This window comes from Amycolatopsis taiwanensis DSM 45107 (assembly GCF_000519205.1).
Lineage (GTDB): Bacteria > Actinomycetota > Actinomycetes > Mycobacteriales > Pseudonocardiaceae > Amycolatopsis_E > Amycolatopsis_E taiwanensis.
On sequence record NZ_JAFB01000032.1, the window covers coordinates 55223 to 72104 of the forward strand.

A 16882-nucleotide genomic window follows, 5' to 3' on the forward strand; every position below is an offset into this window, starting at 1 on the left:
GGTGGCGGCGTGGCTAGGTCAGCGCGGTCGTCAACCCGGAGATGAGGATCAGCGCCGCGACGACTCTGGTGAACGCCTTGCGTGGTATGAGCGAGGACACCATGGTGCCGAGCTGGTTGCCCACGATCGCGGCCACCACGAGGAGCGGCAGCACCGGCAGGAGCCCGTGCCCTGGGATGGCACCGGTCACCGTCAGGGTGACCAGGGAGATCGAGTTCGTGGTCAGGAAGTAGCACGCCAGATTGGCGATGAACGTGCGCACGGGCAGGTGCACCCGGCCCAGCAGCGCCGCGACCGGCGGCCCGTTCAGGGAGACCGACGTTGCCAGGTAACCGCTGAACAGCCCGGTGAACACGTGCATCGGCCGCCCGGGTCCCGCCGTGCGCTCGTTCTTGGCCGGCAGGAACAACAGCAACCCGAGCAGCGTCACGAGCACGCCGGCTGACACCCGCAGGACGTGCGCCGGGATCGCCCCGGCGGTCAGCGCGCCCAGGACAGCGCCGGGTGCACTGCCCACCACGAGCAGGCCGACTCGTTTCGGCTCGATCTCGCGCCAGGACCGCCACACCACAACGCATCGGGACAGCAGCGTGGCGGCGAGATTCACCGTCACCACCACTGGTACGTCGTAGCCGAGCAACAGCAGCGCGGGCGTCGACAGAAGTGAGGCGGCGAACCCGGTCGCGCCGCCGACGAGCGCGGAGGCGGTCATGGCGACGGCGGCGAAGAGCAGGTCCACTCAGCCGTCGCCACCCGCGAGCGCCCCCGACCGGGCTTGCTGCGCTTGAACAGCGGTGAGCAGCGCGGTCGAGGAGATGTCGTCCGCGCTGCAGCCACGGGAGAGGTCGTTCACCGGTGCGGCAAGGCCCTGGAGGATGGGGCCGAACGCGAGCGCGCGGCCAAGCCGCTCAGCGATCTTGTACCCGATGTTGCCGGCGTCGAGGTTGGGGAAGACGAGGACGTTGGCCTTGCCGGCCACCACCGACCCGGGTGCCTTTCGCTGCCCGATGGCCGACACCAGCGCGGCATCGAACTGGAGCTCGCCATCCACTCGCAGCTCCGGCGCTCGTCGCCGCAGCAGGGCGGTGGCGCGGCGCACACGCTCGACGCGTTCGTGCATGGCGCTGCCGAGGGTGGAGAAGGACAGCATCGCGACGGCGGGTTCCGCGCCGGTCAACGCGCGATGGGTCCGGGCCGAGGCGATCGCGATGTCGGTCAGCTCCTCGGCGGAGGGATCGGGAACCACGGCGCAGTCGGCGAAGGTGAGGCAGCGGCCGTCCTGCAGCACGAGCAGGAAACAGCTGCTCATCGTCGTGACGTCCGGGGCGAGCCCGGCGTAGCGCAGGCACGCCCGCAGGACGTCGGCCGTTGACCGGCTTGCGCCGGCCACGCAGGCGTCGAAGGTGTGTGTGGCCACGCCGGCGACGGCCGCCGCGAGGGGGTCGGCCAGCGCGTCCGAAATCCGCTCGGGGTGGGCGGCGAGCCGGGTCGTGATGTGTTCGTTGACAGCGGGGTCACCGGCGAGGTCACGAACGTCGACGATGAGGTCATCGGGTAGCTGCACGCCGACCTCGTGGCAGGTGCGGCGGATGGCGTCCGGTAGGCCGATCAGCCGGGGCCGTACCGCGTTTTCGTTGTGCAGCAAGGCCGCGGCCCGCACGGCGCGGGGGTCGTCGCCGTCGGCCAGGGCGACGGTGGGCCGGGTGCCGGACAGCACGCCGAGCCAGCGGTCGTGGAGGGGGAGTTCGTCGGTCGTTGCGGGGGAGGACGACACGGAGAGCACGCTTTCTGCGGATCGGCGGCGGGGCGGCGCCACGAGGAGGCCGCCCCCGCCGGTGGGCGATCAGACGTAGTCGCGGTACTTTTCGAGCATCCGCACCGGCTTGCGCAGGGCGTCCCGGCGGAACGGGTCGCCGAGTTCGCGGGTGCACATGATCTCGACGACGGTGGTGCGGCCCGCGTTCATCTGTGCGTCGACGGCGCGGCGTAGCGCGGGCCCGACCTCGTCGAGGGAGTCGACGACGATCCCGTCGGCGCCCATCGCCTTCGCGATGCCCGCGAAGCTTTCGCTCTCCAGCTCACCCGCCACGAACCGGCGGTTGTAGAAGTCGACCTGGTTCTTCTTCTCGGCGCCCCACTGACGGTTGTGGAACACGACGGCGGTCACCGGGATGTCATGGCGGACAGCCGTCATGATCTCGCCCATGCTCATGCCCCACGCCCCGTCGCCGGCGTAGGCGATCGCGGGCCGGTCGGGGGCGGCGACCTTGGCCCCGATGATCGTCGGCAGCGCGTAGCCGCAGTTGCCGAAGCTCATCGGCGCGAGGAAGCTGCGCGGCTCCTCGAACCGCAGGTAGCTGTGGGCGACGGAGTTGATGTTGCCGATGTCGGTCGACACCATCACGCGCGGGGGCATCGCCTTCTCGAGTTCGCGCAGCACCTGCCGCGGGTGCAGCCAGTTGCCTTCCTCGGCCTGCTGCTCGGCGATCATGTCGAGGCTGTAGGGGTCCGTTTCGTGCGACCAGGCGTCGAGTTCGGCCTCCCACGCGGCCTTCTCGTCACGGATCTCCGCGCCACGGCGGTCGCGGGAGGAGTCGCACGTGAGCGTGCGCTTGCGCAGCCGTTCGGTGAGCGCGGCCGCGGCCTCCCGGGCGTCGCCGCAGATACCGACGTCGATCTTCTTGACCAGGCCCAGCATCTTGTGGTCGGCGTCGACCTGGATGATCTTCGCGTCCTTGGGCCAGTAGTCCAGGCCGTACTGCGGCAGGGTGCCGAACGGGCCGAGCCGGGTGCCGAGCGCGAGCACGACGTCCGCCTTGGCGATGAGCCGCATGGCGGCCTTGGAGCCCTGGTAGCCCAGCGGGCCGCACCACTGCGGGTGGCTCGCCGGGAACGAGTCGTTGTGCTGGTAGCTGTTGACGACCGGGGCACCGAGCCGCTCGGCGAGCTCCCGGCATTCTTCGACGCCGTTGGCGAAGACCACCCCGCCACCCGACACGATCACCGGAAACTCGGCGCCGGCGAGCAGATCGGCCGCCTCGTCGAGACTGCGGGTGCCGCCGGGACCCCGGTCGAGCCGCTGCGGCGCGGGGATGGTCGTCTCGATCTCGCCGTAGAAGTAGTCACGGGGAATGTTGAGCTGGGTCGGGCCCATCTCCGACATCGCGCGATCGAAGGCCCGTCCGGTCAGCTCCGCCATCCGGGCCGGGTTGTTGACATGCGCCTGGTACTTCGTGAACTCCTGGAACATGGGCAGCTGGTTGGCCTCCTGGAAGCCACCCAGGCCCATGCCCATGGTGCCGGCTTCCGGGGTCACGATGACGACCGGGCTGTGTGCCCAGAACGCGGCGGCGATCGCGGTGACACAGTTGCTGATGCCCGGGCCGTTCTGGCCGATCACAACACCGTGCCGGCCGCTGACCCGCGCGTAGCCGTCGGCCATGTGCGCGGCACCCTGCTCGTGCACGACCGGGATCAGCTTGATGCCGGCGGGCGCGAAGATGTCCATGGCGTCCATGAAGGCCGAGCCCATGATGCCGAAGATTTCGGTGACGCCGTTGGCCGCCAACGTCTCGACGAAGGCTTCCGAAGGGGTCATCTTCTGCGGCCCCGTCGCTCGCTCGCTCACTGTCGCTCCCTCGGGTTACGGAATATGAAACGTTACGTTCCGAAATTTGAGTCTGAGCCGAACTGTAGGTGCGAGGTTGCGGGCAAGTCAACGGGTTGTTGCCGAGAACGAGACAAGGTGTACTGTTTTCCGAGACGGAGAGGGGAAGTGGTGGAACCGATCCAGGAGCCGGACAGCCCGCTGTCCGGCGACACCCCGGCATTGCGGCTGTTCGCACTGCTCGAGCTGATTGCGGCCAGCGACCGCCAGGTGTCCCTGCCGACGCTGGTGAACGAGACCGGGCTCCCGAAGCCCACGCTGCACCGCATGTTGCAGCAGCTCGAGTCCGCGGGCCTGCTCGTGCGCGCAGCCGACGGACGCAGCTACGTCACCGGGGTGAGGCTGCACCGGCTCGCGGAGAACCTCCTGCTCAACGACTCACGTAACGCCGGCCGCCACGTGATCCTGCGGCATCTCGTGGAAGAGCTGGGCGAAAGCTGCAACATCACCGCGCTCTCGCGGGGGGAGGTCGTGTACCTCGACCGCGTCGAGACACCCGAGCCGTTGCGGTTCTATCTGCGCCCAGGCTCGCGCGTCCCGATCCACTGCTCGGCCAGCGGCAAGCTCTTCCTTGCGCAGATGCCCGTCCAGCAGCGGCGCAAGCTCATCGGACACGCACCGCTCAAGCGCTACACGAAGCAGACGATCACCGACCCGGAAGCGCTGGAGGCCGAGCTGGCGCGAATTTCGGAACTGGGCTACGCCATGGACGATGAAGAGTTCTTGCCGGGACTCGTCTGTGTCGCGGTGGCCGTGCCGCGCGAGGACGGCGGCCAGCCGGTGCTGGGAGTTGCCGTCCAAGCACCCGTGATGCGCTTGTCTCTCGACGACGTCACCACGACCCTGCCCGCGCTGCGGCGGGCCGCTGAGGCGATCGGGCGCCACGAGGTCGGCGCCGACGCCGCAGAGGATGGAGGGTTATTCAAAACGCAAGATGAGCACGCTTGGTGACACGACACAACGCTGCACGTGGGCGGGGAGGCAGGCCGCCAGCGTGGTCAACCGGCAGCCGACGACCAAAGTCACGGCCTGGCTACCCGAACACGTTCTGAACAACACAGAAGGAGAAGCCGACCATGATCACACGGACACCTGACGCCACAGTCAGTGCGCGTGAAGTGTTCGGAGTGGATCTGGACCTGAAAGTCCCGGCCTTCTCCGAACCTGATGACCACACGCCCAAGGCCGACCAGGCGTACTGCTTCGATCCCGAGGTAACGCTCGCTCTGCTTCTCGGTTTCGCACACAACCGACGAGTTCTCGTGCACGGGCGGCATGGCTCGGGCAAGTCCACGCACATCGAGCAGATAGCCGCACGACTCAACTGGGGCTGTGTCCGCGTGAATCTTGACGGCCACGTCGGGCGGCTGGAGCTCGTGGGGCGTGATGCCGTGACCCTGCGCAGCGGCAAGCAGGTGACCGAGTTCCGGGAGGGAATCCTGCCGTGGGCGGTGCAGCGTCCGATCGCTCTCGTACTCGACGAATATGACGCAGGTCGTCCCGACGTCATGTTCGTGATCCAGCGTCTGCTCGAGGGCGAAGGGCGCTTCACTCTCCTCGAACGCAACGAGGTGCTGCAAGCTCACGCCGGGTTCCGGCTTTTCGCCACGGCGAATACAGTCGGCCTGGGCAACCGCGACGGCCTTTACCACGGTGTCCAACGAGTGAACCACGCACAGCTGGATCGCTGGAACCTGGTGGCGCGGCTGGATTATCTACCGGCCGAGGTCGAGGTCGGGATCGTTCGTGGGCAGGTGCCGGCGCTGGACGGGCCGACCGCCGAGGCCATGGTGGAGCTGGCGCGCCTGACCCGCAGCGGCCACGAGTGCGGCGATCTTTCCACGCTGATGTCCACCCGGACCGTCGTCACCTGGGCGGAGAACACCGGCCTCCTCGCAGATCTGGGGCTGGCGCTCAGGGTCACCTTCACCAACAAATGCCCGGAGTTCGAGCAGGAAATCGTGGACGAGTATTTCCAACGGTGCTTCGGCCGTGCCCCCGAAGCACGCGCGAGCGCATGACCGCGGCGGGGGAGCCACTCGCCGACCGGGCCGCCGCCCGGGTCGCCCTGCACCTCGGTGCTCTGCAAGCGACTACGGCTCGCGCTCTCGCCCGGGACTCGCAGCTGGGTTTCCGTGGTGGCCGACCACACCGAGGCAAAAACCCGATCGGAATGCTGGCGCCTCATTTGCGTTTGAGCGCGGAGGACGACTTACCATGTCTGCGCGGTGCCGCAGACGGGTTCGCGCTGCGAACCAGGTTTTCGGATCCGGAAACGCACCTGCGGTATCGGCCACGAGGCGACGCCGCTGAACTCGTGTTCGACCAACTCGAACAGTTTCGGGTGGAATCCCTGGTTCCGCCGGAACTCCTGGGCGTGGCCGCCAACGTCCGGCACCGAGTGGAACACTGGCTTGTGGCCAACGATGGTAGTGGTCTGACGCATACGAGCTCGGGGCTGCTCCTGCAAACCGTTGCCGCGTTGAGTTGGACGCATATCACCGGCTTTCCTCTGCCTGCTTTGGTGGAAGCAGCGATCGAACCGGTGCGGGCCGCGTTGGCGCCGGAGTTCGGTCCGAGGATCGCCCGGATCAGCCGGACACGCGCCACTCAGTCGGACTTCGCCCCGCTGGCCGCTCAATTCTCCGCCGACATCGGGAATCTGCTCGGCGCCCCTGCCGGACCTGCGCGACGTAGGGCCTCCGCGGGCCAGCGAGCGCTCGCCGATCTTCTACGAGGGTCAGGCCCAGAAGGTGCCGGCACAACCGCGATTGCCGGCGGTCAACCTCACATCGGTCTAGCTGAATATCGGGTCTACACCACGGTTCACGATCGCGAGCGTCCAGTACTGGAACTCGTACGCCTGGCGCAGCAGAAAGAGTTCCGGGCGCAACTCGACGTTCTAATCCGGCGGGCCCGCCTCAACCGCTCCAGAATGCTGCGTGGACTGACAGCGTCCCTCGCGACCGTCGCTACGCACGGTTGGAATCACGACCTCGACACCGGATACATCGACGGTCGTCGACTGGCGTCCCTTGTCGTTTCGCCGAACGAGACCCGGATCTTCCGGGACACGGCTACCGTCCACACGACGGACGTCAACGTCACCTTCCTGCTCGACTGCTCCGGATCGATGAAGCAGCACGTGCCATTGACCGCCGTCCTGGTCGATGCGCTGGCCCGGGTACTGGACGAACTCGATATCGAGACCGAAGTGCTCGGCTTCACGACCGGGGCGTGGCACGGCGGCCGGTCGCGCCGCGACTGGTCGCGCGCCGGTCGACCGGCCGCACCCGGACGACTCAACGATCGCCTGCACTTGGTCTTCAAGGATGCCGGCACTCCATGGCGGAGTGCTCGACGTGGTATCGCAGGTCTGTTCAAGGCGGACCTGTTCCGCGAAGGCCTGGCCGGCGAAGCGGTTCGCTGGGCCGCCGACCGCCTGCTCGCCCGCCCGGCCGGCCGGAACATCCTGGTGGTGGTCTCCGATGGAGGCCCGGCGGACAGTGCGACGGCCAGTTCGAACCCGGAAGGCTTCCTGGAGGCGGACCTCGCCCGCGCCGTCGAGTCGGCCGAGCAGACTGGTGTCGAGGTCCTCGCGCTGAGTCTGGGGATGGATCTCAGTCGATACTTCTCGCGGTCTCTTGTCCTTCCCGCCACCGCAAGGGTCGATCAAGTGATGGTCGACGAGGTGATCGGGGCATTCGCCGGCCAGCGACCGGCCTACCGGCCAACCCCTGGCGCGCAGTCGAACAGGGTCATTCCGGTCGGTTGACCGTGGTAGTCGGCGCGCTGGACCGGCGTGCAGTGGGAACGCGCCCAGTCGGCGCGTTCGCCGAGCACGCCGGGGCAGTCCGGGGACGGCGGTCAGGTACAGGTACCGCAGTTGCCCGGTGCGGACCAGTTCGGTGACCTCGCTCAGGTCCGGGTAGGGCGAAAAGCCGGTGACTACGCGGCCCGCCGCCACCGCGTGCTCAGCCGGTGGCGACGGCGCTGTGTTCCCGCTCCAGGCCGCTGTGTTCCGGCTTCAGGCCGCCGTGTTCCTAGCTCAGGAGCCCGTGTCCCCGGTTCAGGGCACGAGTTCGTCGCGCCGTCGGGGGTGTGACGGTCCCGGCGGCTTGTCTCGCAACGTTGCCGGGGTAATCCTGCCTTCGGTATCTGTTGTTCCCAAGCCGGAACTCGGGTGCCTGGACCGGGAACTCGGGTGCTTGGACCGGGGACACGCCAGGTGCGGCGTGTCCCCGGCTCGGGAGGGCGAGTTCTGGGTTCAGGAGGGCGAGTTCTGGGTTCAGGTGCGTGAGTTCTGGGGCGGGGGAGGTGAGTTCTGGGTTTGTGACGAGTTCCGGGTTCCGGCAAGAACGCCAAAACCAGGTGGTGTGGGTGCGCTCGGTCGGGGTCGTCACCGTCAGTTCTCCGGTCGCTTCGTCCAGGCGGAAACCCATCCGGAGATGTCCTTCAGACGGTGGTGTACACGGCACAGGCAGATGAGATTTTCTTTGTCGGTAGGACCGTTCTTGCCACGCCCGTAGTCTCGGTCGTGGTCCACATCGGATCCTTGGGCGGGTCGATGGCAGCCGGGCATCCGGCATGCTCGATCGCGGACGCGGATGAATTCGTCGAGGGCGGCGGGTGGCCGGTAGCGGGTGCGGCCGACGTCGAGGACTGCGCCGGAGGTGGGGTCGCAGGTGACTTTGCGCTAAACGCTGCGGGGATCAACCAATCCACGGCGCGGCGCCAAGCACCAATGTGGACAACCCACGACTCGTCGTCAGCCTTGCTGCCACCTGGGGCCTTCACCCGGGCCGCATAAAGAATGCTACCCCGATGGCCGCTGCGGCGATCGTGGCTGTGGCCGGCCAGCCGAGCCATGGGACCGCTGCTGCGCCGAAGGCGGTGCCGAGACTTCCGCCCACGAAGTACACCACCATGTATGCGCTGTTGAAACGTGCCGGGGCGGCGGGGTCGATGGACAGGACGGTGCTCTGATTAGCGACCTGAGCGGCGAAGAGGCCGGCATCGAAGAGCGCCAGGCAGACAAGAGTCACGACGGTGTTCGCAAGCGTGAAGCCGACGGCAGCCGCAGCGACCCCCGCCAGTACCAGGCCCGTCAGAAGGACGCGCCGGGCGCCCACTCGGTCGGTCCAGGTGCCGGCGACCTGTGTCGCCACGATGCCCGAGAGACCAGCCAGGGCGTACAGGCCGATCCGCTCTGCCGAGTACGAATATGGGGGTTCGGAGAGTGCTACTGCGATTCCGGCCCACACGGCGCAGAACGCGAAGAACCACAAGGCACCACGGGTTGCCGCGAGCAGGAGCGCGGGATGGCGCACGAACAGTCCGGGAATTGAGCGCAAGGTGGCAAGGTAGCCGCGCTCGGCTCCACCCCGCGTGGCCGGGAGCACCACCAGCGAGCAGAGTGCGACGAGCGCACAGGCGGCGGCGAACACCAAAACCATGCCACGCCAGCCGATCTCGTCAGCAAGCCAACCGCCAAGGATCCTGCCGGCGAGGATCCCGGCCGAGATCCCAGCGGTCACGATCCCGAGGATCGTCGCGCGTCGACGCGGAGGAGCCAGCCGGCTCGCCAGCGAACTGAGACTCGCCCCCACTACCGAGCAGGCTCCGATCAGGCCGGTCACCGGCCCCAGCACGAACACGCCGCCCACAGCAGCACTCAACGCCAGCGCGGCTGCCAGGCCCCCGAACAGAGCCGCGACCACGCGCGCCGGGGAGAAGCGGTCGACCAGGGGGACAAGAAGGCCGAGGCCGACCAGGTAGCCGGCCGGCCCGCACGCAAGCGCGATTCCGACCGCGGCGATCGGGGAGCCCAACGAGTCCGCCACGTCCGCGATTGCGGGCTGCAACGGGTAGATCGTGGACGTGCCCAGCGCGGCCGCAAGCGACATGAACCATGCGACGGGACCACGCAGTTGAGCGGCGACCGGGGTATTGACGGCAGGATCAGCATTCACACCGACCGACGGTAGGAAGCAGGAGCCCTCAACACCGGCGGAATACCGACATTACCGTCGCCACGCACCGTCACAGCCACGGCCCCCGGCCTGCCAACGCACCGGCGTTACTCCGGCACCGAATGTCCAAACTGGACATAAGTGGCGGACCTGGTGAGGTCGCCTCGGGTCCGGTGCTGCGTCAGCGCTGGTAGCGGTCGGCTCGTTCAAGGGCGGTCTGGCGGGCCGATCGGCCGAGCTGTGCGCTGTCGGCGAGTTTTCTGAGCGCCGCGGCGCCCAGACGCCGATTGATTTCGGCCGCCGCCGTGGCGGCGGACAGCCGCGTGTGGTCATCAGCGGAGCGGTTCTCGGCGAGTTCGAGATAGAGCCGGAGGGTTTGTTTCTTGTCCGGAACGAGTTCGACGGCGCGTAGGCGAGTAGCGCTCGCGACCTGGGGGCTGGACGCGATGGCCGCGAGCGCGGCCACACCGCGGGCCTGATCGCGCTTCAGGGCCGCCATGGCCGCCGAGAGGCGCGCCTGCCCATCCACTTTGGACTGGCGGCTCATCTGGATGAGTGGCGCCACCCCGGCAGGGCCCGCGGCCTCGCCCGCGCGCAGTCGGAGATCGACACTGAGAGAGGTGTCCGCGCAGAGTTCCGCATGCAGGGTGACGGCTTGCCGTATGTCGTGTTTGGCGACCTGATCGGCAGCGGCCACGCGGGTCGGGCCGGCTATCGATTTGTTGCGGGCAAGGCGGGCGATGACGGCGAGCCCGCTCCGGCGGTCGATGTCCAGTGCCGCCTCGGCGGCCTTGAGGCGAAGGTTGCCGCCGGTCCGGTCGTCTTCGGCCAGCGCAAGGTAGAGCGGAAGCGCATGCGGGGGCCCGGCGATGTCCTCGACCGCGGCCGCGGCGGCGAGGTGATCGATGGGCGTGGGTTCTGCGGGCGAGGCGAGTTCGGTCAACCGCGCCACGGCCCGCACGGGGTCGAACGTCGCGGCTTGCTCGAGCGCCTCGAGTGTGGTGGCGCCGTCGGACACGGAGGAGGCGAGGGCGATGAGGGCCGTCGCTCCTTGCCGGGGGTCCAGGTTCCCGAGTTCGTGGCCTGCTTTCAGGCGCAAGGAGATGTCGTTGTCGGCGTTTTCGGAGAACTCGGCGAGGAGGGCCGGTGGGTGTCCCAGATGCTCGATGCGCAGCCGCGCGGCCTGCACGCGGAGGTCGTCGGGAAGGTCATGATCATTCGCTAGCTGCGAGAGAAGCAGGTCCGCGGTCGTGGGGTCGACGGCGATGAGGTGCGAAGCGGCGTCGATCCGCGTGGGTGGGTCGGCTTCGGGAGCTTGGGCGAGTGCGGCGAGCGCCTGCATGCCCGTGTTCGAATCGTGCCGGAGCAGGGTTTGCGCGGCGACCAATCGTGCCGGACCGGGGACCCGGGAGTCGCCGGTGATCGCATTGAGGAGCGGGAGTCCTCGTCCCGGGTCGCGTGCCGCCACGGCCGCGGCCGCTTCGACCCGGTGCTCGCCGAACTCGCGGAGCCCGGCAAGGCGGGCGAGTGCCGCCGTCCCGCGGTTTTCGTCGAGCCGGACGACGAGGCGGGCGATGGCCATGCGTGTGGTCGTGTTCAGGCTTGGCTCGACGGTGAGGTCTTCCATGGTGCCCAGGCCTCGATCACGATCGAGCAGCGCGAGTTGGTTGGCCGCCTCGAACCGGATGTTCTCGGGTTTGGTGCCGGAACGAGCGAGCTCGTCGAGGGTGCGGGCGGCCGTGGCGGGGTCCAGCTCGCCGAGTCGTTGCGCATGGACCTGCCAGTCCTGGTTGAGTGTGGTGGGATCGGCCAACAGCTCGCTCAGCGTGGCGATGGCCCGGGCGCGGCTTTTCGGGTCGAGGGCGAGTCCTTGGCGCGTCAGTTCGACGAGGAAACCGACGTTGTTGCTGCGATGACGGCGGCTGAGCAGCTTCTTGAGCGGCCGGTGCAGGTCGGCGCCGCGCTGGAGCCAGCGCGCGGCCAGGAAGGTCTTCACCTCCAGGTCCGGCCACGGCCACGCGTGCTGCGGCTTCACCAGCTGGCGTCCGGCGCGCGTGCGGGGATCCGGGCAGTCGCGCGCCAGCCGGCCGGCCGCGAAGTACTCCTCGACCGTCTGGTGCAGAAACGTCAGATCGGCGCCGCGTTGCACCAGCAGACCGCTTGCCCGAAGCGCTTCGCCGATGATCTCGATCCACTCACCGGCGGGCATCGCCGCGGGTGGCCGGCCTTCGGGCCGGGTCGCCAGCCACGCGGCCACCGACGCGTTTTCCGGCCACCGCGTTTCACCGAGTCCCTGACGGTCGTGGGCGAGGTCCTGAATGAGGTTTTCGAGGCCGTCGAGCAACTCGTCGACAGCGCTTTCAGCCACGGGACCATAGGGCGCGACGCGGGCACGTAAACGCGCGCGGGTGTCCGACGTGGAAAGCTTTCCCATCAGCCAGGAGACGAACTGGTCGTACAGCTCGGCCTGGTTGTTCGGCAGTTCGGCGGAGGGGCTGGTGTCGTAGAGGACGCACAGCATGGTCGAGATCAGCGGCAGGCCCGCGATGTCTCGCAGCTTGGTCCGGTCCACCCGGGCCAGGAACGCCCGTGCGCTCGCGGCCGGATCGTCGTGGCCGAGTTCGGTGAACCACCGGAGGGCGAAGTCCCGCAACCGGCCGCGGTCGAAGGGTTCGATGACGAAGGTGGGGCGATTGTTCCGCCAGGCCACCGCGAGATCCGCGACCGGGCGCGAGGTGACCAGGAACCGGTATTCCGGGCTCCCCTGGAGGTCGATGACCTTCCACAGCGCGTTGCGCCGGCGCTGCTGGTTCATGATCTCGTCCAGGCCGTCCACGAGAACGAGCCAGGGAATTCCGTCCATCGGTGCTCGGCCGAACATCTCGACCAACTGCTCATGGCTCAGCTTCAGGTTCAGCTGGCTCACGACCGCTTCGGCGAGTGCGTTGGGCAGGCTTCGGTTGCGGGCAAGAGCTTCGGCGGCGATGGGGAGCGGGACGAACTCGCCACGGCCTTCCGCCAGCCAGCGGGCGGCGCTCGCCGCGGTCAGATGGCGAACCAGGCTCGACTTGCCCGCGCCGGGATCGCCCACCAGGCAAGCATCCCGACACCGATCGAGCAGGCTGTCCACGTCTATGCGGTCGAGCGTGGCTTCGTCGTCTTCGTTCCGCGTGGGGCTCGCCTGCTGCCGAAGATAGACCTTTGACAGCGGGGGAGCGGTGGGAAGGCGGAATACATAGGGATGTTCGCGATCGGCCCGCATCGCCGCGTCGAGGTACATGCGCAGCCGTCGGCCGGGATAGCGCCAACCACCCGCGTGTAGCTGGGAATCATCCAGGTGGTCGAGCCACACGCGATTACGGGTCGCGCCATCGTGCACACGCGCGAGTTCGGGGAAGGTGCTCAACGCGAGGGAGATCGGGAGGAGAACGGCGCGTCCTGAACTCGGGTCCGTAGCACCGAGAACGCCACACACGGCACCCGTACGCCAGTTGATCACCGGGGCGCCGTCGAGACCCGGTCCCAGCCCGTTTCCCCGGAGTCGTACCGGGGTTTCCGCGGAGGAACCGTCGAGGTAGAGGGTGGACCAGCGGGGAACACCTTGCACATATCCCCACACCCACAGGGGATCGTTCGGCTCGGGCGGTCCGGCCAGGAACGCGTGGATACCGTTCTCCCGATCGGAGCTCCGCAGAGACAGGCGGTCTCGTTGGTCGCCGCCGACGGTCAGGATGAGTCTCGGTGTGACGAAGAAACCGGTCATGGCATCCGATCCCGTCGAGACCGGCACGGTGATCGCGTGCACGGCGTCCCGCAGGGAATGCCGGTCGTCGCCGGGAGAACCCGCCCGGGCAAGCCGGTGCATGTGAATGTCGCCGTGAATCTCACGGGCCTGGATCACGATACCCGTCACCGGCCCGGAAACCACGTTCGTCACCGGCTGGTCCGGATCATTTGCCGCCGCCATCGGCACCTCCGCCCGCTGCGGTTCTGGCCGCTACGCTAGCGAATCACGGGCGCTTGGGGGTGCGTATCGGCAACCGCGGTGCTGGGTGGGTGAGGCGCCTGCTGGTGCGCCGCGGTCACGGCGCCGGGCGCGCGGCGGCTCCGGCGAGTTCGAGGCGGCCGAACTGGCCGGAGGAGTACACCAGCGGTCCTTCGGGGTCCGGAGTGCGGATCACGGTTCGCACGGTGCCCACCACGATCAGGTGCTTCGGGTAGGCGTAAAGCAGGTCGACCGCGCACTCGAACGAGGCTAGCGCGCCCGCCACCATCGGAGAGCCGGCACCGGCGACGGACCAGCGCCCGTAGCCGAACCGATCTCCTTGCCGGAGGCCGGCGAAGGCCTCCGCGATGTCCCGCTGCCGCCGGGACAGGGCGTTCACGGCGAAGCGCCGGACACGGGGCAGCAGGCCGCCCAGTCCGGTGTGCCGGGGCACGCAGACCAGGAGGGTCGGCGGCTCGGCGCCGAGGGTGCACAGGCCCGTGCTCGTCACTCCGGCACGTGCTCCGCGCTCGTCACACGCCGTGATGACGGCTACCCCGTTGGCAAGGTGACGGGCGCCCCGGTTGAACTCCTCGGTCGTCTCGCATGGCTGGTCGGCAACTGGATCGGGCAAGGTCAGCGTTGGGGAGTCGGCGAGCACGTTGTCCTCCGCTGAGTCGGATTGGCAGTGCCGGGACGAGGGTATCGGTCAAGTGTGGCGTGCATCACGGTACAGATCATGGGGGCAATCCACGACACCCATACCTAAACCGTCCTGAACGGCGAGAGTGTGTTTCCGCGCGAGGTAACCACGATCGCGCGCCCTCTGCAGAAACCCTGACTAGGGCCCCGGCGTGCCTCGGTGCTCGGCGACCCAGGCGGCGATCTGGGTCCGGGACGAGAAGCCGAGCTTGCTGAGAATGTGTTCCACGTGGGCCTCGGCGGTCCGCCGCGCGACGACGAGTTTGTCCGCGATGGCCTTGTTGCTCAGCCCCAGCGCCACCAGCTCCGCGACCTCCATCTCGCGTCGCGTCAACGGCCCGCCGGCCTCGCCCTCCGCGGGCTGCTGCTCAGGCGACGGCTGGTGTTCATCGAGCGCGTACGCGATGACCTGGTCGACGGGCATGCTCGCGCCGCTGTCGAACGGCGCGGCGAATCCCGCCCGCCCCAATGCCTTCCGGACTTCGGCCAGACACCGCTCGCGGTGCTGGATCAGCGAGCGCATCCCGAACAACGGCGCACCGACGCGGCGCCAGATGGCCTGCGCGCCCCCCAGCAGGCGAGCGCTGCGCACATGCTGCCCGGCCGCGCCTGCCGTCCAGGCCAGCATCTCCAGGCAGAAGCCGATGACCCACTGCTCGTTGAACTGCCGGGCCAGCCGCAACGCGTCGCGTCCCGACTCCGCGGCCTGCTCACCGTCACCCAGCTGCCAGGCCACGAGTCCCTTGTCCCACAACAGGTAGGACTTCAGCCATTGCTCGCCGCGGGAGTCGCAGATCGCGATCGCCTCGTCGCACAGGGCGGCGGCGCGGCAGAGATTCGACTGCAGGGCCGTGACCGCGATCAAGTAGAAGGAACCGTCGAGGACGCCGAGCGTGTTGTCGAGGGCGCGATGCATGCTCAGGCAGTCCTCGAGATGGGCGCGCGCCTGAGGCAGGTCGCCCTCACTGAACGCGGTCATGCCGCTGAGCTGGACGGCCCACGCCGCGGCGTGCGCGTCGTCGAGCTCTTCGGCGTCGCGGCGGCATTCGGCGATCATCGGCATGGCGGTCGCGAAGTCCTGCTGGAAGACGCACAAGTACGCGGCCACCCAGAGCGCGAACGCACGGGCGTGGCTGGGCGGACCGTCGAGGGCCAGCCCGCGTTCGAGCCAACGCCGCCCCTCGCTGGTGAGGCCGGTGGCGACCCAGAAGAACCACAACTCGCCGGCCATCCGCAGGCACCTGTCGAGTTGGCCGGACTCGGCCAGGCACGATTCGAGGGCGGCCCGGATGTTGCCGTGCTCGGTGCGCAGCCGGGCAAGCCAGCGATGCTGGTCGGGGCCGGGCCACTGCTGCCACGCCTGTTCGACCATGTGCGCGTAGTACTCGCGGTGACGCTGCCGGACCGCATGTTCCGACGACTGCCCGCGCAGCCGGTCCTGGCCGTACTGCCGGATCATCTCCAGGAGCCGGTAACGCACCTGCCTCTCGTGCTCTTCCGCGATCACGATGGACTTGTCGACCAGCGCGGCGAGCAGGTCGACCACTTCGTCGGCATCGAGGTCGCCGCGGCAGACGGCCTCGGCCGCGGGCCGGTCGAAGCCACCGGAGAACACCGACAACCACGCCCAGAGCGTGCGTTCGGCCTCCGAGCACAGGTCGTAACTCCAGCCGATCAGTGCGGGCAGGGTCTGGTGCCGGGGCAGGACGCCCTGGTTGGTCGTCTCCAGCAGGCGATACCGGTTGTTGAGCCCTTCGAGGATCTCGTCGAGGGACAGCGTGCGAAGCCACACGGCGGCGAGTTCGATCGCCAGGGGCAGGCCGTCGAGCCGCTGGCAGATGCGGATCAGGGTCTCGAGGTTGGCTTCGGTGACCGTGAACCTCGGTTGCACGGCCACCGCCCGGTCGATGAACAGGCTGACCGCCTCGTACTGGCTTATCGCGTCCAACGGCGGCAACTGGTCGGGCTCGGGCATGGACATCGTGGGCACCTGGTAGAGGTGCTCACCGGTGAGCCCGAGGGCCTGCCGGCTGGTCGCGAGTATGCGCAGGTTGGGCGCTGCCCGCAACGCGGCATCGGCGAGCACCGCGCAGGCGTCGCGCAGATGCTCACAGTTGTCGAGGATCAGCAGCAACTGCTTGTCGCTGAGGTATTCGGTCAGGGCGGGGATCGGCCACCGGGTGGTGCGGTCGTGCAGCCCGAGCGTGCTCGCGATGGTCTGGGTGAGCAGGGCCTGGTCCTCCAGCGCGGCCAGTTGCACGAACCAGACACCGTCGGCGAAGGCGCGTTTCAGCTCCGCGGCGACCCGGAGCGCGAGCCGTGTCTTTCCCGCCCCGCCCACTCCGGTGAGCGTGACCAGCCGGGAAACCGACAACAGGCGTTTGATGTCGGCAACCACGCGGCGGCGGCCTACGAAGCTGGTGAGTTCAGCGGGAAGGTTGCCCGCGTGGTGTGGTGGTTTCGAAGCGGGCATACGAATGGGAGTGTAATCACGGCCACACCCGCAGGCAACAGTGCTATGTGGACTGCCGGGCGCCCGGGCGGCAGGCCGACGAG

At 68.5% G+C, this 16882-nt stretch carries 10 protein-coding genes and 1 pseudogene; 4 read left to right on the plus strand and 7 right to left on the minus strand.

Translation table 11 applies throughout. The features are described from left to right. Positions 1 to 13 precede the first annotated feature (13 nt). The 3 genes from A3CU_RS0124700 to xsc all read right to left on the minus strand — a co-directional run bounded on the left by A3CU_RS0124700 (position 14) and on the right by xsc (position 3598). Entirely contained in the window at positions 14 to 739 is a 726-nt protein-coding gene (locus tag A3CU_RS0124700; protein ID WP_027944569.1) for a sulfite exporter TauE/SafE family protein, read from the minus strand. Further along, a complete protein-coding gene (locus A3CU_RS46450; protein WP_052372127.1) occupies positions 740 to 1774 on the minus strand; it encodes a phosphotransacetylase in 1035 nt (344 codons plus the stop codon). A gap of 69 nt (positions 1775 to 1843) precedes the next feature. Continuing rightward, positions 1844 to 3598 carry a sulfoacetaldehyde acetyltransferase gene (xsc, locus tag A3CU_RS0124710; RefSeq protein ID WP_052372129.1) on the minus strand — a complete coding sequence of 585 codons (1755 nt, stop codon included), beginning with the start codon at positions 3596 to 3598 and terminating at the stop codon, positions 1844 to 1846. A gap of 177 nt (positions 3599 to 3775) precedes the next feature. On the opposite strand from xsc, the gene A3CU_RS0124715 reads away from it, so the two are divergent. The 4 genes and pseudogenes from A3CU_RS0124715 to A3CU_RS54665 all read left to right on the plus strand — a co-directional run bounded on the left by A3CU_RS0124715 (position 3776) and on the right by A3CU_RS54665 (position 7442). Further along, complete coding sequence (locus tag A3CU_RS0124715; RefSeq protein WP_245617313.1) at positions 3776 to 4618, plus strand: IclR family transcriptional regulator; 843 nt, start codon at positions 3776 to 3778, stop codon at positions 4616 to 4618. A gap of 125 nt (positions 4619 to 4743) precedes the next feature. Further along, positions 4744 to 5688: an AAA family ATPase gene (locus A3CU_RS0124720; RefSeq protein ID WP_027944572.1), complete on the plus strand. Its 945-nt coding sequence runs from the start codon at positions 4744 to 4746 to the stop codon at positions 5686 to 5688. Continuing rightward, a pseudogene (locus tag A3CU_RS54660) lies at positions 5685 to 6299 on the plus strand (cobaltochelatase CobT-related protein); the annotation flags it as partial. The gene A3CU_RS0124720 and the pseudogene A3CU_RS54660, both read left to right, overlap by 4 nt. 303 nt (positions 6300 to 6602) lie before the next feature. Next, positions 6603 to 7442 (plus strand): cobaltochelatase CobT-related protein, encoded by an 840-nt coding sequence (locus A3CU_RS54665; protein WP_052372100.1) that lies wholly within the window; start codon positions 6603 to 6605, stop codon positions 7440 to 7442. Positions 7443 to 8460: 1018 nt separating this feature from the next. On the opposite strand, the gene A3CU_RS0124735 is transcribed toward A3CU_RS54665, so the two are convergent. The 4 genes from A3CU_RS0124735 to A3CU_RS0124750 all read right to left on the minus strand — a co-directional run bounded on the left by A3CU_RS0124735 (position 8461) and on the right by A3CU_RS0124750 (position 16799). Then, entirely contained in the window at positions 8461 to 9639 is a 1179-nt protein-coding gene (locus A3CU_RS0124735) for an MFS transporter (RefSeq protein WP_052372102.1), read from the minus strand. A gap of 181 nt (positions 9640 to 9820) precedes the next feature. Continuing rightward, positions 9821 to 13606, minus strand: coding sequence for an NACHT domain-containing protein (locus A3CU_RS0124740; protein ID WP_027944574.1), 3786 nt, complete (start codon positions 13604 to 13606; stop codon positions 9821 to 9823). A gap of 115 nt (positions 13607 to 13721) precedes the next feature. Next, the gene (locus A3CU_RS50020) at positions 13722 to 14285 is read right to left on the minus strand and encodes a flavin reductase family protein (protein WP_052372106.1); all 564 of its coding nucleotides are present in this window, start codon (positions 14283 to 14285) and stop codon (positions 13722 to 13724) included. A gap of 180 nt (positions 14286 to 14465) precedes the next feature. Then, a complete protein-coding gene (locus tag A3CU_RS0124750; RefSeq protein ID WP_027944575.1) occupies positions 14466 to 16799 on the minus strand; it encodes an ATP-binding protein in 2334 nt (777 codons plus the stop codon). Positions 16800 to 16882: the final 83 nt, after the last annotated feature.